The following is a 22,912-nucleotide window of genomic DNA, read 5'->3' on the forward strand; positions in this document are numbered from 1 at the left end:
AGCTTCAACTGCTAGAGGCTCCTTACTCTATTTTAAAATAACTACCCTCATTTGTAAAATTGCACAAAATAAAAAGGATATTAAGTGGGCCCACCTAATATCCTGAGAGTGGCTCGGGACGGAATCGAACCGCCGACACGAGGATTTTCAGTCCTCTGCTCTACCGACTGAGCTACCGAGCCAAAACATATATATAAAACCACTAATGGTGGTATAAACAAAAGTGGCGGTCCCGACCGGGGTCGAACCGGCGATCTCCTGCGTGACAGGCAGGCATGTTAACCACTACACCACGGGACCAAAATATAAACATGACCCGTACGGGATTCGAACCCGTGTTACCGCCGTGAAAGGGCGGTGTCTTAACCACTTGACCAACGGGCCACGAAAATGAAAATGGTGAGCCATGAAGGACTCGAACCTTCGACCCTCTGATTAAAAGTCAGATGCTCTACCAACTGAGCTAATGGCTCATACTCACCAACGTCATATTTTCGTGACGACAAGATTTATCATAGCATAATAATTTTTATTTGTACAATACTTTTTTAAATTTTTTTATAAAAATTTAAAAGAATCCGCGTAAACACGGATTCTTTACTAATATAATGTAACTTTATAGGAAAATCAATAATTAAATGCCATATACATTACGAACAATATTTGTTTGGCTACGGTCTGGACCAACAGAGAACATAGCTAATGGAATACCTGTTAGTTGAGATACACGTTCTACATAATGTCTTGCATTTTCAGGAAGTTCTTCTAATGACTTCATCCCTGTAATATCTTCTGTCCAACCTGGAAGTTCTTCGTATACAGGTTCACATTTCGCTAAAATGTTTAAGTTAGCTGGAACTTCATCCAGAATTTCTCCATTATATTTATACGCAACACAGATTTTCACAGTTGGAATACCTGTTAATACATCGATAGAGTTTAAAGAAAGATCTGTTAAACCACTAACGCGGCGTGCATGTCTTACAACAACACTATCAAACCAACCGACGCGGCGTGGGCGGCCTGTTGTTGTACCATATTCACGACCAACTTCGCGAATTTGATGACCAATTTCGTCATGAAGTTCAGTAGGGAATGGACCATCACCAACACGGCTTGTATATGCTTTACATACACCTACAACGCGTTTAATTTTAGAAGGACCCACACCAGAACCAATTGTTACACCACCAGCAACTGGGTTAGAAGATGTAACGAATGGGTACGTACCTTGGTCAATATCAAGCATAACGCCTTGTGCACCTTCGAATAACACACGACGGCCTTCATCTAACGCATCATTTAGTACAACAGATGTATCGCATACATATTGTGCAATTTGTTGACCATACTCATAGTACTCTTCAAAGATTTCATCCACACTAAAGCCTTCTGCATCATACATTTTTTCAAATAGACGATTTTTTTCTGCTAAATTGCGTTCAAGTTTTTCTTTAAAAGCTTCACGATCTAAAAGATCTGCCATACGGATACCTATGCGAGCTGCTTTATCCATATATGCTGGACCGATACCTTTTTTCGTTGTACCAATTTTATTATCGCCTTTACGCTCTTCTTCTAATTCATCTTGTTTTAAATGATATGGTAAGATAACGTGCGCACGATTACTGATGCGTAAATTATCAGTACTTACACCGCGATCGTGTAAGTATTTTAATTCTACAAGTAATGCTTTTGGATCTACTACCATACCGTTACCAATTACACAAATCTTCTCTTTATAAAAAATACCAGATGGAATTAAGTGTAATTTATATTTCACACCATTAAAAACGATTGTATGTCCTGCGTTATTTCCACCTTGATATCTTGCAACTACTTCCGCATGTTCAGAAAGAAAGTCAGTAATTTTACCTTTTCCTTCATCGCCCCATTGTGTTCCTACAACTACTACTGAAGACATTATTCAAGCACCTCCGCGATTTTCAAACGAACTTTTCAAACAATATAATTGTACCAAAATGAAAAGAGAAGTCAATTAAAAAACGAACATTTTTTTAAGTTTCATCATATTCGTTCGTAAGAACTTGTTTTTTTAAAAATGAAAGCCCTATCTTTTCTATGTAAAAAAAGAAACACATCTTATTATAAGAAATGTGTTTCTTTTTTATACTTTCCTTAAGCTGGTGGTGCATGTCCATCATCGAACCGACGCTCTAAGTTTACGAATTTATTAAATTCTTTTACGAATGCAAGCTCCACAGTACCTACTGGACCGTTACGTTGCTTCGCAATAATAATTTCAATTGTATTTTTATTTTCGGTTTCACGATCGTAGTAATCATCACGATATAAAAAGGCCACAATATCGGCATCTTGTTCAATACTTCCTGATTCACGAATATCAGACATCATTGGACGTTTGTCTTGACGAGATTCAACCCCACGGGATAACTGAGATAAGGCAATTACAGGAACTTGTAGTTCACGTGCAATTCCTTTTAATGTACGAGAAATCTCAGATACCTCCTGTTGTCGGTTCTCGCCAGGTTTTCCACTTCCTTGAATGAGCTGTAAGTAGTCAATTAAGATCATGCCAAGGCCTTGTTCTTGTTTCAATCTGCGACATTTTGCTCGAATTTCACTGACTCGAATCCCTGGTGTATCATCAATATATATCCCTGCATTAGAAAGACTTCCCATTGCCATGGTCAATTTCGCCCAATCATCTGAAGTTAATGAACCGGTACGAAGTCTTTGCGCATCAATATTCCCTTCTGCACAAAGCATACGCATAACGAGCTGATCGGCCCCCATCTCCAAACTAAAAATCGCCACATTTTCATCTGTTTTTGTCGCCACGTTTTGAGCAATATTTAATGAAAAAGCGGTTTTCCCTACTGAAGGTCGGGCTGCTACAATGATTAAATCGTTGCGCTGAAACCCAGCTGTCATTCTATCTAATTCAGTAAATCCCGTTGGTATACCTGTGATTTCACCTTTTTGATTATGCAAAAGTTCGATTTTATCGTAAGCTTCTACAAGAACGTCTTTAATATTTTGAAATGCTTTTGCATTTGTTTGATGCGATACCTCTAGTATCTTTTTCTCAGCTTCATTTAAAAGCCCTTCTACATCATCTTCTCTTTCATATCCATCTGATACAATATGAGTTGCAGTTCGAATTAAGCGACGTAAAAGTGCTTTTTCAGCAATAATACGAGCATAATATTCCACATTGGCTGCTGTCGGAACAGCCTCAGCTAATTCCGCTAAATAAGAAACGCCGCCAACTTCCTCTAATAAACCTCGATCTGAAAGCACAGCTGTTACAGTAACTAAATCAACCGGTTCTCCTTTATCAGAGAGCCCAAGCATAATTTCAAAAACCTTTTGATGTGCAGTTCGATAAAAAGACTCAGGTAGAAGCAGTTCCGAAGCTGTTGTTAACGCATCTTGTTCAAGAAGAATAGCCCCCAAAACCGCCTGCTCAGCCTCTATATTATGCGGAGGGGTACGATCAGCAAGTACGTCACTCATACGCAATCCTCCTTGCCTAACTTATTTTTATTGTTCGCTAACATGAACTTTTACTGTAGCTGTTACTTGTGGATGCAATTTCACAGTTACATTTGTATAACCTAATGCACGAATTGCATCTTCCATTTCAAATTTGCGCTTATCAAGCTTAATTTTGTGTGTTTTTTGCAGTTCGTCCACAATTTGTTTACTTGTGATGGAACCGAATAAACGACCGCCCTCACCAGATTTCGCCTTTAACTCTACAGTTAATGTTTCTAGTGTTTCTTTTAATTTTTTAGCATTCTCAAGCTCAGCTGCTGCATCTTTTTCTTCTTTACGCTTTTGGGCTTCCAAAGTTTTCATGTTACTGTTGTTTGCTTCAGCAGCTAATCCTTGTTTTAATAAAAAGTTATTCGCGTAACCATCTGGTACATTTTTGATTTCCCCTTTTTTTCCTTTACCTTTTACATCTTTTAGAAAAATTACCTTCATGATTGTGTGCCTCCCTTTAAATAGTCCTCAATAACCAATTGAAGTTTCTCTTCTGCTTCATCGATTGTTGTATTTTTTATCTGTGTAGCAGCATTTGTTAAATGGCCACCGCCACCTAGGTTTTCCATAATGAGTTGGACATTCACTTCACCTAAAGAACGTCCACTAATTCCGATGAAGTTTTCCCCGCGTTTTGCAATAACAAAAGATGCAATGATCCCCGTCATTGTAAGTAATGTATCAGCAGATTGCGCAATCAATACTTGGTCACAATATTCATCACCATCTACCTTGGCAATCGCGATTCCATTTTTATAAATGTACGCATTTTGGATTGTTTTTGCAACTCGTAAATACTGCTGCATATCTTCTTTTAACAATTCTTGTACAAGAACTGTATCTGCTCCATGTGACCGTAAATAAGAGGCGGCATCAAACGTACGAGCACCTGTACGGAATGTAAAACTTTTCGTATCTACAATAATCCCCGCAAGTAATGCCGTCGCTTCTAGCATCGTCATTTTTAAACGTTTCGGCTGGTATTCAAGTAATTCCGTTACGAGCTCAGCTGTAGACGAAGCATATGGTTCCATATAGACAAGTAACGGATCTTCAATAAATTCCTCACCACGTCGATGATGGTCGATTACAACTACATTTTCAATTTTGTATAGTAGCTTTTCCTCCATCACCATGGAAGGTTTATGCGTATCCACAACAACGAGTAATGAATCATCTGTCGCAAATTCCATAGCTTGCTGAGGCGTAATAAAACGAGACCATAGGTCCTTATTTTGCTTTACTTTATCCATTAAACGTTTTATCCCTTTATCCGAGTCATTCTCATCTAACACGATATACCCTTCACGCTCGTTTAATTGGGCTACTTTCAAAATACCAATAGCGGCACCAATTGCATCCATATCCGGTGCCCTATGCCCCATTATAATCACGTTGCTACTTTCTATTACCAAATCTTTTAACGCATGAGAAATAACTCTTGCTCTTACACGTGTCCGCTTTTCAACAGGATTTGTCTTACCTCCGTAAAACTTCACCTTACCTGTCGCTTGCTTAATCGCTACTTGATCTCCTCCTCGTCCCAATGCAAGGTCTAAACCAGATTGTGCCATTGCTCCAAGCTCAGATAAAGACAAGTCACCTGATCCGACACCAATACTTAATGTAAGCGGAATATTCCTTTTCGATGTTTCTTCACGCACTTGATCTAAAATATCAAATTTCCCTTTCTCCATTTGCATTAAAATACTTTCATTTAATACAACGAAGAACCGCTCTGAAGAAGCTCGTTTTAAATACGCTCCATATTTAAGTGCCCATTCATTTAAGCGCGATGTTACAAGGCTTGTTATATTCGTGCGCAATTGATCATCTAATCCTTGAGTAACTTCATCGTAGTTATCCAAGTAAATAATCGCTAAAACTGTACGCTGATCCTCATACATTTTTTCAATCTCTGTTTGCTCCGTTACATCAAAGAAATAAATTAATTTCTCTTCTTTTCTAACGAACACACGGAACTTACGATTATTTAAAGATACAATATCATCAGAACTTTCCCCTTTTATAAAAAGAAGTAATGTCTCTGATACATCATATAGATGCCAACCCGCCAAAGAATGTTGCCCCATGCAGGAAGATAAATAAGGATTTGCCCAATCAATTCCATACTCCTTATTGTATAGTAAGATACCGATCGGCATTTGATTAAAGGCTTCATTACTTACTTTCTTTACTCTCGTAATCATATCAGTTGTATACTTTTCAAGTTTTTTTTGAAAAGTTAACTCAAAACGTATGACAAAAAAGAGCACAATACAAAAAATAAAAAAAGCCACCATTCCCATTAACCAATGAAAGAAACTAAGAATGGCTATAAGTACAAACATAAAAAAAGCCAACACATAAACAGGATATAAAAACCGCTGTCTTTTATAAAATTCAGGCATGAATCCAACTCCTATAAAGTAAAACTAACATAGATTATCATCACACGTTAGTTGAACAAATTAAACGTCAGCCTAAGCAACGTCCATTACAGATTCCCATAGTATACCACAAATACTACAACGTTCTTTCGCTACCATTTATTTTGACTTCATTCTAGAACGGAATGGAAAACCTAAATCAATTATACCTAAGATTGTTACAAGAGGAAACAATAGAGGGACAAACAGACAGACGACAAATCCAATAATTGGGCTTGCTTTTGAATAGCCTTTCATATGCGCTAAAAAAGCTATAAACCCGAACCCTTGAAACAAAAGCAATGTTGAAAAAATAAAATATAAGTTAGAAAATGCAATATTAAAATACGAATTCGCATCTACCTTGATAAAAGTAGAACACACAATAAACAAAACATAATACCAAACAATACTTTTTGGTAATTGCATATTTCGAAATTCAGGCCATTTAACAATTGGATACCGTAACTTTCTTAAAACATTTCCAGCTATCAAAACTGTTAGCCACGAATAAATCAATGCCATCATAACAAGTAAGCTTGGTAATAAGTTTCTCAATAATTCCATAAGTTGTTCTAATTCAGCTTTTTGCTCTTGGGAAACCGGTACGCCAGCAGCCTTGATTATTTTTTCACTTTGCTCGATTCCTTCTGTAAACATATCTTGTATTTGTTTCATCAAATCTAATTGTAAAAATTTGATACTTCCAATATAAATGAATAAAAAACAGACTAAATAGGAAAGGGTACCGACCATTAATATTTCTACAGGTTGTCTTTTCTTTTTATACATATAACCTAAAGTAAACCCTACTATGCCACACATAACCGTTTTTACTAGGCTAATTGGCGAACTAACAACAAGCGTAACCAAAAGAGAAACAACAAATAACATGCATGCGCTCGGAAGCGAATATCGAATGATAAATAATATAAAAGGCAACGGCAATGCAAATGTTGCAACGAGACTTAAGATAGGAACGTATAGCGATATAAGAAGTAACACTGCATATATCGCTAATAATGCTGCTCCCTCTGTAATAATCCTTGTACCTTTCATCTATAAACCTCTCCTTCTAAAAAGAAAAGCATAGCAAAATGCACAGTAAAGTTAGACTCTACTGTGCATTTCATACTTTATTATTCACCAACATATGGTAAAAGTGCCATTTGACGAGCACGTTTAATTGCAACTGTAAGTTTGCGTTGGTATTTTGCGCTTGTTCCTGTTACACGACGAGGTAAAATTTTACCACGCTCAGAAACGAAACGTTTTAATAAATCAACGTCTTTATAATCGATGTGCGTAATGCCGTTAGCTGTGAAGAAACACACTTTACGACGTTTCGCACGTCCACCTTTGCGTCCTGCCATGTCTATTTCCCTCCATTCTTTGTTAAAAATAACCGATCTATACCATTAGAATGGTAAATCGTCGTCCGAAATATCGATCGGTTGACCTACATTTGAAAATGGATCGTCATTCTTCGTAAATCCAGAATTACCAGATTGACCAGATTGACCAAATGGGTTAGAGCCTTGATTTCCGAAACCAGCTCCTGATGGTTGCTGATTGAAAGAACCGCGTTGCTCCCCACCGCTATTACGCGGCTCTAAAAATTGTACGCTCTCTGCTAGAACTTCTGTTACATATACACGTCTGCCATCTTGTCCCTCATAATTACGAGTTTGAAGACGACCATCAACGCCTGCTAAGCTACCCTTTTTCAAATAATTTGCCACGTTTTCTGCTTGTTTACGCCATATTACACAGTTAATAAAGTCAGCTTCACGCTCACCTTGCTGATTTGTAAAAGCACGATTCACCGCTAACGTGAAAGTAGCTACTGCAACACCATTGGGCGTGTAACGTAAGTCAGGGTCCTTAGTTAGACGACCAACGAGGATAACACGATTCATCAATCGAACCACTCTCCCTATATATCTTAATTATTTTTCTTCTTCTTTAACAACGATGTGACGAATGATATCTTCGTTGATCTTAGCTAAACGATCGAATTCTTTCACAGCTTCTGGGTTAGAATTTACGTTTAAGATCATGTAGAAACCGTCACGTAAGTCGTTGATTTCGTAAGCTAAACGACGCTTACCCCACTCTTTCGTGTTAATGATTTCTGCACCATTGTTAGTTAAAACGCTTGCGAAGCGCTCAACTAAAGCTTTTTGAGCTTCTTCCTCCATGTTTGGACGAATGATGTACATGATTTCGTACTTTTTCATTACACTTTCACCTCCTTTTGGTCTAAACGGCCCATAATGGGCAAGGAGCAATTAATTATTATAATAGTAATTACTCACGAGTTTAGATTATATCATAGTAAGTTAGATGAATCAACTAACCAATAAATAAAAAACTTGGTAAACATATGATATATTCACCAAGCTTTTTTCACTATTTTCCTAGGAAATATAAAATTATACATTAAAGCGGAAGTGCATAATGTCTCCGTCTTTTACAATATACTCTTTACCTTCTAAACGTACTTTTCCTGCTTCTTTCGCCGCTGTCATCGAACCATGTTCCATTAAATCAGCATATGAAACTGTTTCAGCGCGAATAAATCCACGTTCGAAATCTGTATGAATCACTCCTGCACATTGCGGTGCTTTCATACCTTTTTTAAATGTCCATGCGCGAACTTCTTGTACACCAGCTGTAAAGTAAGTTGCTAGTCCTAACAAATCATACGCAGCACGAATTAATTGATCTAAACCAGACTCTTCAATGCCTAATTCTTCAAGGAATACCTTTTTCTCTTCTTCATCTAATTCAGCAATTTCTGATTCAATTTTTGCACAAACAACAATTACTTGTGAATTTTCTTTTGCTGCAAATTCTTTTACCATCTGTACATACTGGTTCTCAGAAGGATCCATAATATCATCTTCACTTACGTTTGCTACGTATAGCATTTCTTTCGTTGTAAGTAAATGAAGCCCTTTAACAACCTTCATTTGTTCTTCTGTAAACTCGACCGTACGAGCTGGTTTTCCTGCTTCAAACGCTTCTTTTAAACGAACTAAAATTTCATGCTCAAATACTGCTTCTTTATCTTTTTGTCTTGCTAATTTAGCAACACGTTCAATACGTTTATCAACAGATTCTAAATCCGCTAAAATTAATTCTAAGTTAATCGTTTCAATATCATCAATTGGATCAACTTTTCCTGAAACGTGTGTAATATTTTCATCTTCAAAACAACGTACCACTTGGCAAATTGCATCTACTTGGCGAATATGAGATAAGAACTTGTTTCCTAATCCTTCACCTTTACTTGCACCTTTTACAATACCAGCAATATCAGTAAATTCAAATACAGTTGGAACAGTTTTCTTCGGCTCAACTAGTTCCGTTAGTTTATTTAAACGATCATCTGGCACCTCTACAATCCCTACATTTGGATCAATTGTACAGAATGGGTAGTTTGCAGATTCTGCCCCTGCTTGTGTAATTGCGTTAAATAATGTTGATTTCCCTACGTTAGGTAAGCCAACGATTCCAGCCGTTAATCCCATATTTTTCACTCCTATGTCTCAATCTTCCATCATTATAGATAGTAACGAATAAAATGACAAGTTACCTAAAAGTTCAAAAAAGTAACAGCTACCTTATGTAGCTGTTACCTCACATCTATTCTTCATGTTTCACAAGTACTTTTTTCACCTTACGATTAAATTCTCTTCGAGGAATCATTACGGAATGGTCACATCCCTCGCACTTAATGCGGATGTCCATTCCCATACGAATAATCTTCCAACGATTTTCACCACAAGGATGGGCTTTCTTCATTTCCACAATATCGTACAAGTTATATTGCTTCTGCTCCATTCTCTAAACCCCTCTTCCCATTAATTTGCTGCTCCATTAACCATTTCTTCACGATTATATAAAACCATACGTGGATATGGAATTTCAATACCGTGTAAATCAAGACGATTTTTAATCTCTTTTCGAAGAGCTCTTGCAATAATTGCATGTTTCATTGGTTCTACTTCAGCAATTACACGCAGTACAACTTCAGATGCAGCAAGTGTTTGAACACCTAATAGTTGTGGTGTTGTTACCATATCTTCATATTTTGCAGGCAATTCTTCTAATAATTCTTCAATTACTCGTTCTGCTTGGTCAATATCACTCTCATAAGAAATAGAAACATCCACAAATGCGACACTGTTGCTAACAGAGAAGTTTGTTACTTGCATAATTCCTCCGTTAGGTAAAATATGAATTTCACCTGTCCAACTTTTTATTTTCGTTGTACGTAGTCCAATTTCTAAAACAACACCTTCAAACTGACCAATGCGAACATAATCACCAACTGAAAATTGATCTTCTAATAAAATGAACAATCCTGTAATAACGTCTTTTACTAAACTTTGAGCACCAAAACCGACCGCTAAACCGATTACCCCTGCCCCTGCTAATAAACCTGATGCATTAATGCCAAATATCCCTAAAATAGCAATTAGCATAATAAATATAACAACGTATGCTACAATATTTTCAAGCAGCTTTGCTACCGTCATTGTACGGCGCTCTGAAATTTGAATCGGTGAACGGCTACCCATTCGAAATGCATTTCTGACAATTGCCCTAGCAATTCTAACTACAATTGCACCAAGCACTAAAATAACTAATATTTTGATTGCTCCCATTCCAATATTGGACCAATCAATAGAGTCAAACCATTTAGTTAATAAATCCATCTGTTTTACCTCTCCAATGATAATCTTTTTATTCATCCTTTATTGTATCAGAAGTTTCTCTTATTTCTTTAAAAACTTTACTATCTTATTTACATTTTTATCTTTTGATTAAGGTATAAAATGGCACAAAAAAATATATACTAGTACTATTCTTTCCTCTCTTATAAACAATTTACAACATATACACTTATACTTTCCCACATCTTAGCTTAATGTAATATTCTTAATAGAAAAAAGAATGTGTAACATATTAGAAAAATGAATAAAAGGATGGGTGCTTCATGAATATTGGGAGTTTTCGCTTACCTTTTTTTGAAAAAGAATCACAAAATGTTATGCATCATGATGTAGAAGCCTCAGAAATGTTAAGCAATTTCTTACTATCGCACATACCGACCGAATCACCACTTATACTAGTTTGTATAGGAACAGATCGCTCAACTGGTGATGCACTTGGGCCACTAGTTGGTACAAAATTAGAACAAATAAATATTCAAAACTTCCAAGTATTCGGCACACTTGATGAACCTGTACACGCTCTAAATCTCGAGGAAAATATTCAGAATATACAATCTTTAAATCCGAACTCTTTTATTATTGCAGTTGACGCATGTCTTGGCAAGTCACAAAATATCGGTTCCATAACGGTAGGAAAAGGACCTAGCAAACCAGGCGCTGCAATGAACAAAAAACTTCCAGCAGTGGGAGAATTACATATACATGGCATTGTAAATTTAAATGGTTTTATGGAATTTTTTGTGCTTCAAAATACAAGATTAAGCTTAGTGATGAAAATGGCCGATGTAATCGCCCAAAGCATAAAAGAAACAGATCAAAAGTTATCTGTATTAAAAAAGGCAAACCATCTATAAATAATAAGATGGTTTGCTTTTTAATTTCCCCCTGAAAGTAGTTCTAAAATTCGATTCAAATCTTCTTTATTAAAAAATTCGATTTCGATTTTCCCTTTTTCTTTTTTTGTTTCTTTAATTCTTACCTCTGTACCAAATTTTTCTCTTAATACCGTTTCACGTTCTATGAAAAAGACATTTCTTTCTTTTTTCTTCTTCTTTGTTTCACGTGAAACTTGTTGATTGATCTCTTGAACAATTTTTTCTAATTGTCGAACATTCAAGCCTTCTTTTTCAATGCGCTTTAATAAAGATTTTAATTGTTCTTCATCCTTAATGGTAAGTAAGGTGCGTCCATGCGCCATTGATAACTTCCCACTTGCAATCATATCTTGCACAAATGAAGGGAGAGTCAGTAGCCTTGTGTAATTTGCGATATACGGTCTACTTTTTCCAAGGCGCTTCGCTAATTGTTCTTGTGTTACATTTAGCTCATTTATTAACATTTGATACGCCATAGCCTCTTCCATTGGATTTAAATCTTCACGCTGTAAATTTTCAAGAAGCGCAAATTCCATCATTTGCTGCTCACTCAATTTACGTACAACAACTGGTACCTTTTCAAGATTTGCTTCCTTTGCAGCCCTATATCTTCTTTCGCCAGCTACAATTTCATACCCTTTAATACTCTTTCGCGCAATTAAAGGTTGTAAAATGCCATGTTCTTTAATAGAGATTGCTAATTCTTGAATCGCTTCTTTATGAAAGCTTTTTCTAGGTTGGTAAGGATTAGGTCTTAGTTCAGTTACTGCAATCTCTTGAATCGTTTCTTCCTCTTTCACATCTAAATCAGGGAAAAATGCATTTATTCCTCTTCCCAGCCCTTTAGCCACCTGCAATCACTTCCTCTGCTAAATCTATATATACTTCAGCCCCTCTTGATTTAGCATCATACTGCATAATCGGTTTGCCATGACTCGGCGCCTCACTCAAACGAACATTACGTGGAATAATAGAACGATATACTTTATCTCTGAAGTATTTTTTCACTTCATCTATAACTTGAATTCCTAGATTTGTGCGCGCATCTAACATCGTTAATAATACGCCTTGAATTGCTAAATTTTTATTTAAATGCTTTTGTACAAGACGAACTGTATTTAATAGTTGGCTCAATCCTTCTAATGCGTAATATTCACATTGAACAGGGATAATGACAGAATCAGCTGCTGTTAACGCATTAATTGTTAACAAGCCTAAAGAAGGAGGACAATCAATAATAACGTAATCATATTCAGTACGAACTGGTTGCAATGCCCTCTGTAAACGTACTTCCCGGGAAATGGTTGGCACCAATTCAATCTCAGCTCCTGCTAATTGAATGGTAGCGGGTAGAACATCTAAGTTTTCAGTTGCGGTCTTCTTTATAACCTCTTGAACAGCTGTGTCTTCTACAAGAACATTATAAATACATTGATCTAATTCGGACTTTTCAATTCCGACACCAGTTGTTGCATTCCCTTGAGCATCAATATCGACAAGAAGAACTTTCTTGCCCATTTGTGCCAATCCGGCTCCTAAATTAACGGATGTTGTTGTTTTTCCAACACCGCCTTTTTGGTTAGCAATAGCAATGATTTTCCCCATGATGTCACCTACTTTCAACCTTTCTATCTTATTCTAAAAATAGTTATATTTATTGTACCATGAAATCAAATATTTTCTTTTATGTCCTCTATTAAACTTCAAAATTTATTTTTAAACTCCTTCTTCATTCCAATAAGAAAAAAGATATATCGTTATTTTTCCGTCATGTATGAGGCAAAAATCAAATGAATTGTTTCTATACATGATTCTCTTTTACCTAAAAAGTTGTTTTTTCTTTTGTATCGATATAGTAAAAAAAGCCTCATCAAAAAGATGAGACCTCTATCATATATTGAACCCGCTATTTTCGGGTAGCCTAGTTCGTGAAGACTACGAATCAGCAGGGGATGCAGCCCCACCGATTAAAGTTTCACTTTATTATTTTTTCTTAGGAATTTTAATTGTGATTTGATAATATTCATCGAATTCTTCTTCTTCAGAGTTCACATTCAAACCACTTTTTGCAACCATTTGCAAAGATTGTCTAATCGTGTTCATCGCAATCCTCATATCGCGACTTACAGCTTTTTTCTTTGCTTTACGCTTCGGTTTTACTTCCTCAAGTAACTTTGCGATTCGCTCTTCTGTCTGTTTTACATTTAATTGTTTTTCCACAATTTCTTGTAAAACTTTTAACTGTAACTCTTCATTTTTCAAAGGAATAAGTGCACGAGCATGCCGCTCTGTAATACTCTTTTCTAATAATGACCTTTTAATATCTTCAGGTAACTTTAATAACCGTAACTTATTTGCGATGGTTGATTGCCCTTTGCCAAGTCTTTGTGCTAGTGCCTCTTGCGTTAAATTATGTAACTCAATTAGCTTTTGATATGCAACAGCTTCTTCAATTGCTGTTAACTCTTCGCGTTGCAAGTTTTCAATTAAAGCAACTGAAGCTGTTTCCGTATCATTTAAATTTTTTATAATTGCAGGAACCTTTTCCCATCCTAATTTCGTTGCAGCACGAAAACGCCTTTCCCCGGCAATAATTTCATAACAATCTTCTTCATACCGCCTTACAACAATTGGTTGAATAAGCCCATGCGTACGGATTGTTAATGCTAGTTCATCGATGCGTGCATCATCAAACACCGTCCGTGGTTGATAACGGTTTGGAATGATATTTGCTATCGGAATTTCATGTATTTCTTCATGTATCTTTTTATTTATATCTTCATGGCTTTCATTTTGTATTTCGAGTTCGCTCATTTTATCTCCAAAGCCAAATAAACGAGAAAACGTATTTTTCATACATATTCCACCACCTTTGGGCCTATTGAATATTCTACATAAACATATTCCTTATCAAACATTTACGGTTCCATTTATATAATTTAATCTTACGTCTAATAAGATTTATTTTTCAATAGGTAATTTATTGGGTGTACCTGGCTTACGTGGATATTTTTTCGGTGTTTTGCGTTTTTTCTCGATTAATAAAATGTTCCGTTCACTTTCTTCAAATGGCAATTGGAACGTAGATACCCCTTTTAATTGTCCGCCAAGCACCTCTACAGCATATTTACCATTTTCAATTTCTTCATTAGCTGCTGCACCTTTCATGGCAATAAATGTTCCCCCAACCTTTACAAGCGGTAAACATAATTCACTTAATACAGAAAGGCGAGCTACTGCACGCGCCATTACAATATCGTATGATTCACGTACATGTTCTTTTTTACCGAATGTTTCAGCACGATCATGACAAAAAGCAACGTCACTGAGTTCCAGTTTTTGTGCTAAGTGATTCAAAAAGTTAATCCGCTTTTGCAGTGAATCAACAATTGTTACTTTTAAGTGCGGGAAACAAATTTTTAACGGTATACTCGGAAAGCCTGCACCTGCACCAACATCACAAATAGATAGTGGATTTGAAAAATCGTAGTAAAAAGCAGCAGTAATAGAGTCAAAAAAATGTTTTAAGTACACTTCTTCTTTCTCCGTAATCGCTGTTAAATTCATTTTTTCGTTCCACTCTACTAATGTTTCAAAATACATTTCAAATTGCTCTAATTGTCTAGGAGAAAGGGAAATTCCTCTTTCTCCTAGCATAGACTGAAATTGTTCTATGTTCATCTCGCAATATCTCCTTACTATTTATTGGTTCGATACTCGCGCAATTTTCCCTTGTTCAATGTATACAAGTAAAATGGAAATATCAGCTGGATTTACACCTGAGATACGAGATGCTTGCCCTACAGAAAGTGGACGAACCTCTTTTAATTTTTGTCTTGCTTCTGACGCAATACCAGAAATAGCATCATAATCTATATCAACAGGAATTTTTTTGCTTTCCATTTTCTTCATACGTTCTACTTGTTGTAAAGACTTTTCGATATATCCTTCATATTTAATTTGGATTTCAACTTGCTCTGCAATCTCATCATTGATTTCTAATTCACTTGGTGCAAGTAAGCGAATATGTTCATACGTCATTTCTGGACGTCGTAGTAAATCGCTAGCACGTATACCATCTTTTAGTTCACTTCCACCAACACTACGAATTAATTCTTGTACTTCAGGGCGTGGTTTAATAATAATTCCCTCTAAACGAGCCTTTTCTTGTTCAATTTGTTCTTTCTTTTGAGAATAACGCTCATAACGCTCTTCTGGGATTAATCCAATTTCATGACCAATTTCTGTTAAACGAAGATCCGCATTATCATGACGTAATAATAAACGATATTCTGCACGAGAAGTTAACAGACGATATGGTTCATTTGTCCCTTTTGTCACAAGGTCATCAATTAAAACACCAATATAAGCATCTGAACGACCTAAAATGACTTCTTTCTTGCCTAAAGAGCGACATGCAGCGTTAATTCCAGCCATAATACCTTGTCCTGCCGCCTCTTCATAACCAGACGTACCATTAATTTGTCCCGCCGTATATAAGTTTTTAATCTTTTTCGTTTCAAGAGTTGGCCAAAGTTGTGTTGGTACAATTGCATCATATTCGATCGCATAACCTGTGCGCATCATTTCAACATTCTCTAAACCAGGAATTGTTTTCAACATTTCACGCTGTACATCTTCTGGTAAGCTCGTTGATAATCCTTGAACGTAGACTTCTTGCGTATTGCGTCCTTCTGGCTCTAAGAAAATTTGATGACGTGGCTTATCATTAAATCGTACTACTTTATCCTCGATTGATGGACAATAACGAGGACCTGTTCCCTTAATCATACCAGAATACATAGCAGAACGATGTAAGTTTTTGTCAATTAAACGATGAGTTTCTTCACTTGTATATGTTAACCAGCACGGAATTTGATCCAAAATAAACTTTGTCGTTTCAAATGAGAACGCACGCGGTTTATCATCTCCTGGCTGGATTTCTGTTTTACTGTAATCAATTGTATTACTATTTACACGAGGAGGTGTACCTGTTTTAAATCTAACAAGTTCAAATCCAAGCTCTTCTAAGTGCTCTGACAATGTAATAGATGGCTGTTGGTTATTTGGACCACTTGAATATTTCAAGTCTCCCATAATAATTTCACCACGTAAAAACGTTCCAGTTGTAATAACAACTGTTTTCGCTGTATATTCCGCACCTGATTGCGTAATTACTCCTTTACACACATCATCTTCAACGATTAAACGTTCAACCATTCCTTGACGTAATGTTAAGTTTGACGTTTCTTCAATTGTTTTCTTTAATTCATGTTGATATGAAAATTTATCCGCTTGTGCACGAAGGGCGCGTACAGCAGGTCCTTTCCCTGTATTCAACATACGCATTTGAATATGCGTTTTATCAATATTTCGTCCCATTTCGCCGCCTAATGCATCGATTTCACGAACAACAATCCCTTTTGCGGGCCCACCAACAGAAGGGTTACATGGCATGAACGCAACCATATCTAAGTTAATTGTTAACATTAATGTTTTTGATCCCATTCGTGCTGCTGCAAGACCCGCTTCACATCCTGCATGGCCTGCACCGATTACTATGACATCGTAAGAACCGGCATTGTATCCCATTATTTATTCCTCCTACTATCGTCTATCATCTTGAAAGATCTTTATTATTTTCCTAAACAAAATTGGGAGAACAGTTGGTCAATTAAACTTTCGTGAACGGTATCACCCGTAATTTCACCAAGTATTTCCCATGTTCTTGTTAAATCAATTTGAACCATATCAATTGGAACACCGTTCTCAATTGCACCAATTGCATCTTCAATCGTTTTTCTTGCTTGTGTTAGTAAACCGATATGTCTTGCATTAGAAACATACGTCATATCAGCTGATTCAATTGTTCCTTCAAAGAACAGATCAGCAATTGCTTTCTCTAATTCATCTACGCCTTTTTCTTCAATTAAGGATGTTGTGATAACACGTTTCTCACCTGCTAGCTCCGTTACGCGTTCCATCTCAATCCCTTGTGGTAAATCTGTTTTATTTACAATGACAATGAAATCTTTTCCTTGTACAGCACGGAATAGCTCTTCATCTTCATTCGTTAATGGTTCACTATAATTTACTACTACTAATACTAAATCAGCTTGGCTCATCATCTCTTTTGATCGCTCAACACCAATTTGTTCGACGATATCCTCTGTTTCGCGAATTCCAGCTGTATCAATAAGTCGAAGTGGTACACCACGTACGTTGACATATTCTTCAATAACATCACGAGTTGTTCCTGCTATATCTGTTACAATAGCCTTTTTCTCCTGAACAAGACTATTTAATAATGAAGACTTTCCAACATTCGGTCTTCCAATAATTGCTGTCGCAATTCCTTCTCGCAAAATTTTCCCTTGCTTTGATGTTTCTAAAATCTTTTCAATCTCAGTTTGAACATGAGTTGCCTTTTCAATTAAAATACGATGTGTCATTTCCTCCACGTCATCATATTCTGGGTAATCTATATTTACCTCAACATGAGCTAACGTTTCTAAAATTTCTTGACGAAGGCGACCAATCAATTTGGATAAGCGTCCTTCCATTTGATTAATCGCTACATTCATTGCACGATCTGTTTTTGCGCGGATTAAATCCATTACTGCCTCAGCTTGAGACAAATCAATACGACCATTTAAAAAAGCACGCTTCGTAAACTCACCAGGCTCAGCTAAACGTACTCCTTGTGCTAAAATCAGTTGCAATACTTTATTTACAGAAACAAGACCACCATGGCAGTTCACTTCTACTATATCTTCACGTGTAAATGTCTTAGGAGCACGCATAATAGATACCATAACTTCTTCAATAACTTGATTTGTATCTAAATCCACAATGTGACCATAATGAATTGTATGGGAAGATACTGCTGTTAAATCTTTTCCTTTAAAAATGCGATTGACCTTCTCAATCGCATCCTCTCCACTTACTCGAACAATGGCAATCGCGCCCTCCCCAAGTGCCGTGGAAATCGCAGCAATTGTATCAAATTCCATGTCCTTTCACCTCACTTGCTTATTTCTCTCTATTTCAACATAATTTTTTCCTTCACTAAACTATTAGGATACCATAATGAACCTATCTACAAAAGAATATTAACTCATTTTATTATGTCCTCATGTAAAAAACACTAAACTTATTCACAGTGGATAAGTTTAGTGTTTTCAGTTATCCACAGTCATTTTTTCTTCAGTCAAATCTGCATTTAAATCCTTTATTTTCATACATGAAAACTTGTTAGAACAAACTCATAGAAAAAACCGGTACTCAAATGAGTGACCGGTTATTTGGGAGATATTACAACATGCCGATGCGGATCTTTTCCCTCGGAAGATGTAATAACATTTGGATGATTAGCTAATGCTTGATGGATAATTTTTCTTTCAAAAGAAGGCATTGGTTCTAATACAACATTTTTTTTTGTACTTGCTACTTGTTTTGCTAATCGATAAGAGAGAGATTCTAATGTATCTTTTCGCTTACTACGATAGTTTTCAGCATCAATTGTTATACCAACATATTGCTTCGTACTACGATTCGCAACAAGATTTGTTAAATATTGTAAAGAATTTAGAGTATGACCTCTTTTCCCAATCAAAACACCTACATTTTTTCCAGAAAGAGTAAATTCCACATCTCTTCCCTTTACTTTTTTTGTAATCGCTACATCCGCTCCCATCGCCTGAACGACATTACGTAAATACTCTTCAGCTTCCTGGATTGGATCTTTCTTTACGATAACCTCTACCACAGCAGGTCGATTCCCAATTAAACCTAGAAATCCTCGCTTGCCTTCGTCGATAATATTTATATCTACTTGTTCTTTTGAAACCTTTAATTGCCTTAAAGCATCTTGTACTGCCAGCTCGACGGTTTGTCCTTTAGCAGTAATTATACTCACTTGCTTGATCCTCCTGCCTTACTAGCCTTAATTTCAGGGCCCTTGATCATATACATTTGAGCGATACCAAAGATGTTACCAACTACCCAGTATAAAGATAATGCTGCTGGGAAGTTAATTGCAAAGATTAAAATCATAATTGGCATAAGCCATACCATCATCGCCATTTGTGGATTCTGTCCAACAGTACCCGCCATCGCAATCTTTTGCTGAATAAATGTTGTAATTGCAGCAACAATAGGAAGAATATAATAAGGATCTGCATGTCCTAAATCAAACCATAAGAAACTGTGTTGCTTAATTTCAGCTGTCCTCATAATCGCATGGTAAAATGCGAATAAAATTGGCATTTGAATAAAAATTGGTAAACAACCCGCTAATGGATTGACACCATGTTTTTGATACAATTGCATCATTTCTTGTTGCAATTTTTGTTGTGTTGCTTGATCTTTAGAGCTATATTTCTCTTTCAACTTTACCATTTCTGGTTGCAGCGCTTGCATTGCTTTTGTACTCTTCGTTTGTTTGATCATTAATGGTAATAACGCAAAACGAATAATAAGAGTCGTAATAACGATCGCTAAACCATAATTACTACCAAATAAGTTTGCAAAATACGTGATTAACTGAGAAAGCGGGTATACGAAATATTCATTCCAAATCCCTGTACTTTTCGGTGTAATCGGCTGATTTACTTCACTACAACCTGCAGCAATCGCCATCAAAGCGATAACCATGGCAAGTAAGCCTATCTTCTTTTTCACAGCCTGCTCCTCCTTGTTTCGGTATGTATATAGTGTAATTCATTTTCCTTTTCCTACGCTACTTGTTTGTAATTTTAATTCCAGAACGTTTGAAGGCATGAATTAAGCTTTTCTTAAACTCTTCGTATGTCATCTCTGCACAAGGCTTCCTTGCTATTATAACAAAATCCTTTCCAGAATCTATCTCATCTTTTAATTCTGTAATGGATTGACGAATCATACGTTTAATCCGATTGCGAACTACTGCATTCCCGATTTTCTTACTCACAGAAAGACCGATTCGAAAGTATGGTTGTGTTTCCTTATCTAATTGGTAGATAACAAACTGACGATTGGCACTAGACCTTCCTTTTTGAAAAACGGCCTGAAATTCATCATTTTTTTTTATACGATTCTTTTTCTTCATATCAATTGACACTCCTGTATTTCATCAGCGGAAATTCATTATGGCTAGAAAAAAAGACCACTGATCGTTCAGTGGTCTACGCAGATAATACTTTTCTTCCTTTACGACGACGAGCTGCTAGCACTTTACGTCCGTTCGCTGTGCTCATACGGCTGCGGAAACCATGTACTTTGCTGCGCTTACGTTTATTTGGTTGGTAAGTTCTTTTCATTATATGACACCTCCCTGAGGAATATCTGTTAAAGACAGTCTTATAAATTATAGTTAATTAACTAGGAAAATGTCAATGGTTCTCGAAATTTTCATCAAATATTCACTTTAAACCTATTCACACCTTTTTTCACAAGCATCCCATTCTTTTGTGGATAAATATATTTTTTGTTTTTTTGTATCCACAAATTATTTTTCGACTTTTACACAGTATATCGTGTTGTGGACAAGTTTATTCCACAAGGTATTGATTTTGTGGATAACTTTCTAAAATTCATTGCTATGGCAACTTTTTTTTGATATTATAGTTGTGTTTTCACCTTGAATAACTTTTACACATTTATATTTTATCCACAATTTGTGAATAACTTGTGGACAGTTATACTCACATGTGGGTAAATACTTGTCCACATATGCTATTTTTGTCGAAAACTCTATCTCGTATACAAACAACGTTTTTAGGTTTTAAAATACGTTTCGTATAAATATACATTAAAAATTTAGGGGGGTGTACATTTGTTGCACAACCTTATTCTTTTACCATATTCGTAAAGGAGGGACATCCTTGGAAAATATCGCTGATTTATGGAATAGTGCGTTAAAGGAATTAGAAAAGAAGGTAAGTAAACCAAGTTATGAAACATGGCTCAAATCAACGAAGGCGCATGCTTTAAAAAAGGATACTCTAACCATTATAGCTCCCAATGAATTTGCCCGTGACTGGTTAGAATCTCACTATTCAGAGCTAATTTCAGAAACAATTTATGATATAACAGGAGCAAAGTTGGATATTCGTTTTATTATTCCTCAAAGTCAAACTGAAGAGGAGGTTGACTATCCTCCCGCAAAAGCAAAAAAGATGAGTGATGAATCTAATCATCTGCCACAAAGTATGTTAAATCCAAAATATACTTTTGATACATTTGTTATTGGATCGGGTAATCGTTTTGCTCATGCAGCTTCACTCGCTGTAGCTGAAGCACCAGCGAAAGCATATAATCCCTTATTTATTTACGGGGGCGTCGGACTTGGCAAAACCCACTTAATGCATGCAATTGGACATTATGTGATTGAACATAATCCAAACGCGAAAGTCGTTTATTTATCATCTGAAAAATTTACAAATGAATTTATTAATTCAATTCGTGACAATAAAGCAGTGGACTTTCGAAATAAATACCGAAATGTAGATGTTTTATTAATAGATGATATTCAATTTCTTGCCGGAAAAGAACAAACGCAAGAGGAGTTTTTCCATACATTTAATGCATTGCATGAAGAAAGTAAGCAAATTGTAATCTCAAGCGATCGGCCACCAAAGGAGATTCCAACATTAGAAGATCGTCTTCGTTCACGTTTTGAATGGGGATTAATTACGGATATCACACCACCAGATCTTGAAACAAGGATTGCAATTTTACGTAAAAAAGCAAAAGCAGAAGGCCTCGATATTCCAAATGAGGTTATGATTTATATTGCGAATCAAATCGATTCGAACATCCGAGAACTGGAAGGTGCATTAATCCGCGTTGTTGCTTATTCCTCCTTAATTAATAAGGATATCAATGCCGATCTAGCTGCCGAAGCATTGAAAGATATTATTCCAAACTCAAAGCCGAAAATTATTTCCATTTATGATATTCAAAAGGCAGTTGGGGATGTTTATCAAGTGAAATTAGAAGACTTTAAAGCGAAGAAACGCACAAAATCTGTTGCATTTCCTCGCCAAATTGCAATGTATCTATCACGTGAATTAACAGATTCATCTTTACCAAAGATAGGTGAGGAATTTGGAGGTCGCGACCATACAACAGTGATTCATGCACATGAAAAAATTTCGCGGCTCTTAAAAACAGATACACAACTGCAAAAGCAAATTGAAGAAATTAATGATATTTTAAAGTAATAGCTGAATAGTGTGAATAACTTTTCCTGTTTTACGCACAGTCTATCCACATGTAGATAGACTGTTTTTACATCTTCGAACGGGGTTATCCACATATCCACAAGCCCTATTACTATTACTACTAC

At 36.2% G+C, this 22,912-nt stretch carries 23 protein-coding genes and 4 tRNA genes; 2 read left to right on the plus strand and 25 right to left on the minus strand.

Going from position 1 to position 22,912, the window contains the following annotated elements:
- Positions 1–109 precede the first annotated feature (109 nt).
- From MR063_RS11405 to MR063_RS11475, 15 genes are all read right to left on the minus strand, one after another.
- A tRNA-Phe gene (locus MR063_RS11405) sits at positions 110–182 on the minus strand.
- Positions 183–224: 42 nt separating this feature from the next.
- Positions 225–300: transfer RNA gene (locus tag MR063_RS11410), tRNA-Asp, on the minus strand.
- A gap of 12 nt (positions 301–312) precedes the next feature.
- A tRNA-Glu gene (locus MR063_RS11415) sits at positions 313–384 on the minus strand.
- Between the two features lie 13 nt (positions 385–397).
- Positions 398–473, minus strand: a tRNA-Lys gene (locus tag MR063_RS11420).
- Between the two features lie 161 nt (positions 474–634).
- Entirely contained in the window at positions 635–1,924 is a 1,290-nt protein-coding gene (locus MR063_RS11425; RefSeq protein ID WP_242145076.1) for an adenylosuccinate synthase, read from the minus strand.
- A 215-nt stretch (positions 1,925–2,139) separates the two neighbouring features.
- Positions 2,140–3,501, minus strand: coding sequence for a replicative DNA helicase (gene dnaB / locus MR063_RS11430; RefSeq protein ID WP_242197787.1), 1,362 nt, complete (start codon positions 3,499–3,501; stop codon positions 2,140–2,142).
- A 27-nt stretch (positions 3,502–3,528) separates the two neighbouring features.
- On the minus strand, positions 3,529–3,975 hold the full coding sequence (gene rplI, locus MR063_RS11435) for a 50S ribosomal protein L9 (RefSeq protein ID WP_242197790.1): 447 nt from the start codon (positions 3,973–3,975) through the stop codon (positions 3,529–3,531).
- Positions 3,972–5,945 carry a DHH family phosphoesterase gene (locus MR063_RS11440; RefSeq protein WP_242197793.1) on the minus strand — a complete coding sequence of 658 codons (1,974 nt, stop codon included), beginning with the start codon at positions 5,943–5,945 and terminating at the stop codon, positions 3,972–3,974. The genes rplI and MR063_RS11440 overlap by 4 nt, the downstream gene beginning before the upstream one ends.
- 138 nt (positions 5,946–6,083) lie before the next feature.
- On the minus strand, positions 6,084–7,022 hold the full coding sequence (locus tag MR063_RS11445; protein ID WP_242197796.1) for a YybS family protein: 939 nt from the start codon (positions 7,020–7,022) through the stop codon (positions 6,084–6,086).
- Between the two features lie 80 nt (positions 7,023–7,102).
- Positions 7,103–7,336, minus strand: coding sequence for a 30S ribosomal protein S18 (gene rpsR, locus MR063_RS11450; protein WP_012096455.1), 234 nt, complete (start codon positions 7,334–7,336; stop codon positions 7,103–7,105).
- A 45-nt stretch (positions 7,337–7,381) separates the two neighbouring features.
- Complete coding sequence (ssb, locus tag MR063_RS11455) at positions 7,382–7,885, minus strand: single-stranded DNA-binding protein (protein WP_242145070.1); 504 nt, start codon at positions 7,883–7,885, stop codon at positions 7,382–7,384.
- A gap of 27 nt (positions 7,886–7,912) precedes the next feature.
- On the minus strand, positions 7,913–8,203 hold the full coding sequence (gene rpsF, locus MR063_RS11460) for a 30S ribosomal protein S6 (protein ID WP_242145069.1): 291 nt from the start codon (positions 8,201–8,203) through the stop codon (positions 7,913–7,915).
- A gap of 195 nt (positions 8,204–8,398) precedes the next feature.
- The gene (ychF, locus tag MR063_RS11465) at positions 8,399–9,499 is read right to left on the minus strand and encodes a redox-regulated ATPase YchF (protein WP_242145068.1); all 1,101 of its coding nucleotides are present in this window, start codon (positions 9,497–9,499) and stop codon (positions 8,399–8,401) included.
- A gap of 115 nt (positions 9,500–9,614) precedes the next feature.
- Positions 9,615–9,812, minus strand: a complete 198-nt coding sequence (locus MR063_RS11470; protein ID WP_242145067.1) for a DUF951 domain-containing protein — start codon at positions 9,810–9,812, stop codon at positions 9,615–9,617.
- A 20-nt stretch (positions 9,813–9,832) separates the two neighbouring features.
- Positions 9,833–10,690: a mechanosensitive ion channel family protein gene (locus MR063_RS11475; protein ID WP_242145066.1), complete on the minus strand. Its 858-nt coding sequence runs from the start codon at positions 10,688–10,690 to the stop codon at positions 9,833–9,835.
- A gap of 281 nt (positions 10,691–10,971) precedes the next feature.
- Between MR063_RS11475 and yyaC the strand changes: the two genes are divergently transcribed.
- Entirely contained in the window at positions 10,972–11,562 is a 591-nt protein-coding gene (gene yyaC / locus MR063_RS11480) for a spore protease YyaC (protein ID WP_242197799.1), read from the plus strand.
- Positions 11,563–11,582: 20 nt separating this feature from the next.
- Here the strand turns inward: yyaC and MR063_RS11485 are convergent, their stop codons facing one another.
- The 10 genes from MR063_RS11485 to rpmH all read right to left on the minus strand — a co-directional run bounded on the left by MR063_RS11485 (position 11,583) and on the right by rpmH (position 20,882).
- Positions 11,583–12,434, minus strand: a complete 852-nt coding sequence (locus MR063_RS11485) for a ParB/RepB/Spo0J family partition protein (RefSeq protein WP_242197802.1) — start codon at positions 12,432–12,434, stop codon at positions 11,583–11,585.
- Entirely contained in the window at positions 12,427–13,188 is a 762-nt protein-coding gene (gene soj, locus MR063_RS11490; RefSeq protein ID WP_012096464.1) for a sporulation initiation inhibitor protein Soj, read from the minus strand. Before soj ends, MR063_RS11485 begins: the two co-directional genes overlap by 8 nt.
- Before the next feature lie 378 nt (positions 13,189–13,566).
- On the minus strand, positions 13,567–14,439 hold the full coding sequence (gene noc / locus MR063_RS11495; protein WP_242197805.1) for a nucleoid occlusion protein: 873 nt from the start codon (positions 14,437–14,439) through the stop codon (positions 13,567–13,569).
- 105 nt (positions 14,440–14,544) lie between these two features.
- Positions 14,545–15,264 carry a 16S rRNA (guanine(527)-N(7))-methyltransferase RsmG gene (gene rsmG, locus MR063_RS11500; protein WP_242197809.1) on the minus strand — a complete coding sequence of 240 codons (720 nt, stop codon included), beginning with the start codon at positions 15,262–15,264 and terminating at the stop codon, positions 14,545–14,547.
- 21 nt (positions 15,265–15,285) lie between these two features.
- A complete protein-coding gene (mnmG, locus tag MR063_RS11505) occupies positions 15,286–17,175 on the minus strand; it encodes a tRNA uridine-5-carboxymethylaminomethyl(34) synthesis enzyme MnmG (RefSeq protein ID WP_242197812.1) in 1,890 nt (629 codons plus the stop codon).
- A gap of 44 nt (positions 17,176–17,219) precedes the next feature.
- Complete coding sequence (mnmE, locus tag MR063_RS11510) at positions 17,220–18,596, minus strand: tRNA uridine-5-carboxymethylaminomethyl(34) synthesis GTPase MnmE (protein WP_242197816.1); 1,377 nt, start codon at positions 18,594–18,596, stop codon at positions 17,220–17,222.
- Positions 18,597–18,883: 287 nt separating this feature from the next.
- The gene (gene jag, locus MR063_RS11515; protein ID WP_242145059.1) at positions 18,884–19,501 is read right to left on the minus strand and encodes an RNA-binding cell elongation regulator Jag/EloR; all 618 of its coding nucleotides are present in this window, start codon (positions 19,499–19,501) and stop codon (positions 18,884–18,886) included.
- A complete protein-coding gene (gene spoIIIJ / locus MR063_RS11520) occupies positions 19,498–20,265 on the minus strand; it encodes a YidC family membrane integrase SpoIIIJ (RefSeq protein WP_242145058.1) in 768 nt (255 codons plus the stop codon). The genes jag and spoIIIJ overlap by 4 nt, the downstream gene beginning before the upstream one ends.
- 58 nt (positions 20,266–20,323) lie before the next feature.
- Complete coding sequence (rnpA, locus tag MR063_RS11525) at positions 20,324–20,671, minus strand: ribonuclease P protein component (protein ID WP_012096472.1); 348 nt, start codon at positions 20,669–20,671, stop codon at positions 20,324–20,326.
- A gap of 76 nt (positions 20,672–20,747) precedes the next feature.
- On the minus strand, positions 20,748–20,882 hold the full coding sequence (gene rpmH / locus MR063_RS11530) for a 50S ribosomal protein L34 (RefSeq protein ID WP_000831901.1): 135 nt from the start codon (positions 20,880–20,882) through the stop codon (positions 20,748–20,750).
- Between the two features lie 564 nt (positions 20,883–21,446).
- Between rpmH and dnaA the strand changes: the two genes are divergently transcribed.
- Positions 21,447–22,787, plus strand: a complete 1,341-nt coding sequence (dnaA, locus tag MR063_RS11535) for a chromosomal replication initiator protein DnaA (RefSeq protein WP_242145057.1) — start codon at positions 21,447–21,449, stop codon at positions 22,785–22,787.
- Positions 22,788–22,912 lie beyond the last annotated feature (125 nt).

This window comes from Bacillus cereus group sp. BfR-BA-01492 (genome assembly GCF_022662815.1).
GTDB lineage: Bacteria > Bacillota > Bacilli > Bacillales > Bacillaceae_G > Bacillus_A > Bacillus_A cereus_BD.

Bases quoted from the DNA above. Each gene is read 5' to 3' on its own strand.
- MR063_RS11425 (WP_242145076.1), bottom strand. From the start codon at position 1,924: ATGTCTTCAGTAGTAGTTGTAGGAACACAATGGGGCGATGAAGGAAAA.
- dnaB (WP_242197787.1), bottom strand. From the start codon at position 3,501: ATGAGTGACGTACTTGCTGATCGTACCCCTCCGCATAATATAGAGGCT.
- rplI (WP_242197790.1), bottom strand. From the start codon at position 3,975: ATGAAGGTAATTTTTCTAAAAGATGTAAAAGGTAAAGGAAAAAAAGGG.
- MR063_RS11440 (WP_242197793.1), bottom strand. From the start codon at position 5,945: ATGCCTGAATTTTATAAAAGACAGCGGTTTTTATATCCTGTTTATGTG.
- MR063_RS11445 (WP_242197796.1), bottom strand. From the start codon at position 7,022: ATGAAAGGTACAAGGATTATTACAGAGGGAGCAGCATTATTAGCGATA.
- rpsR (WP_012096455.1), bottom strand. From the start codon at position 7,336: ATGGCAGGACGCAAAGGTGGACGTGCGAAACGTCGTAAAGTGTGTTTC.
- rpsF (WP_242145069.1), bottom strand. From the start codon at position 8,203: ATGAAAAAGTACGAAATCATGTACATCATTCGTCCAAACATGGAGGAA.
- ychF (WP_242145068.1), bottom strand. From the start codon at position 9,499: ATGGGATTAACGGCTGGAATCGTTGGCTTACCTAACGTAGGGAAATCA.
- MR063_RS11470 (WP_242145067.1), bottom strand. From the start codon at position 9,812: ATGGAGCAGAAGCAATATAACTTGTACGATATTGTGGAAATGAAGAAA.
- MR063_RS11475 (WP_242145066.1), bottom strand. From the start codon at position 10,690: ATGGATTTATTAACTAAATGGTTTGACTCTATTGATTGGTCCAATATT.
- yyaC (WP_242197799.1), top strand. From the start codon at position 10,972: ATGAATATTGGGAGTTTTCGCTTACCTTTTTTTGAAAAAGAATCACAA.
- soj (WP_012096464.1), bottom strand. From the start codon at position 13,188: ATGGGGAAAATCATTGCTATTGCTAACCAAAAAGGCGGTGTTGGAAAA.
- noc (WP_242197805.1), bottom strand. From the start codon at position 14,439: ATGAAAAATACGTTTTCTCGTTTATTTGGCTTTGGAGATAAAATGAGC.
- rsmG (WP_242197809.1), bottom strand. From the start codon at position 15,264: ATGAACATAGAACAATTTCAGTCTATGCTAGGAGAAAGAGGAATTTCC.
- mnmG (WP_242197812.1), bottom strand. From the start codon at position 17,175: ATGGGATACAATGCCGGTTCTTACGATGTCATAGTAATCGGTGCAGGC.
- mnmE (WP_242197816.1), bottom strand. From the start codon at position 18,596: ATGGAATTTGATACAATTGCTGCGATTTCCACGGCACTTGGGGAGGGC.
- rnpA (WP_012096472.1), bottom strand. From the start codon at position 20,671: ATGAAGAAAAAGAATCGTATAAAAAAAAATGATGAATTTCAGGCCGTT.
- rpmH (WP_000831901.1), bottom strand. From the start codon at position 20,882: ATGAAAAGAACTTACCAACCAAATAAACGTAAGCGCAGCAAAGTACAT.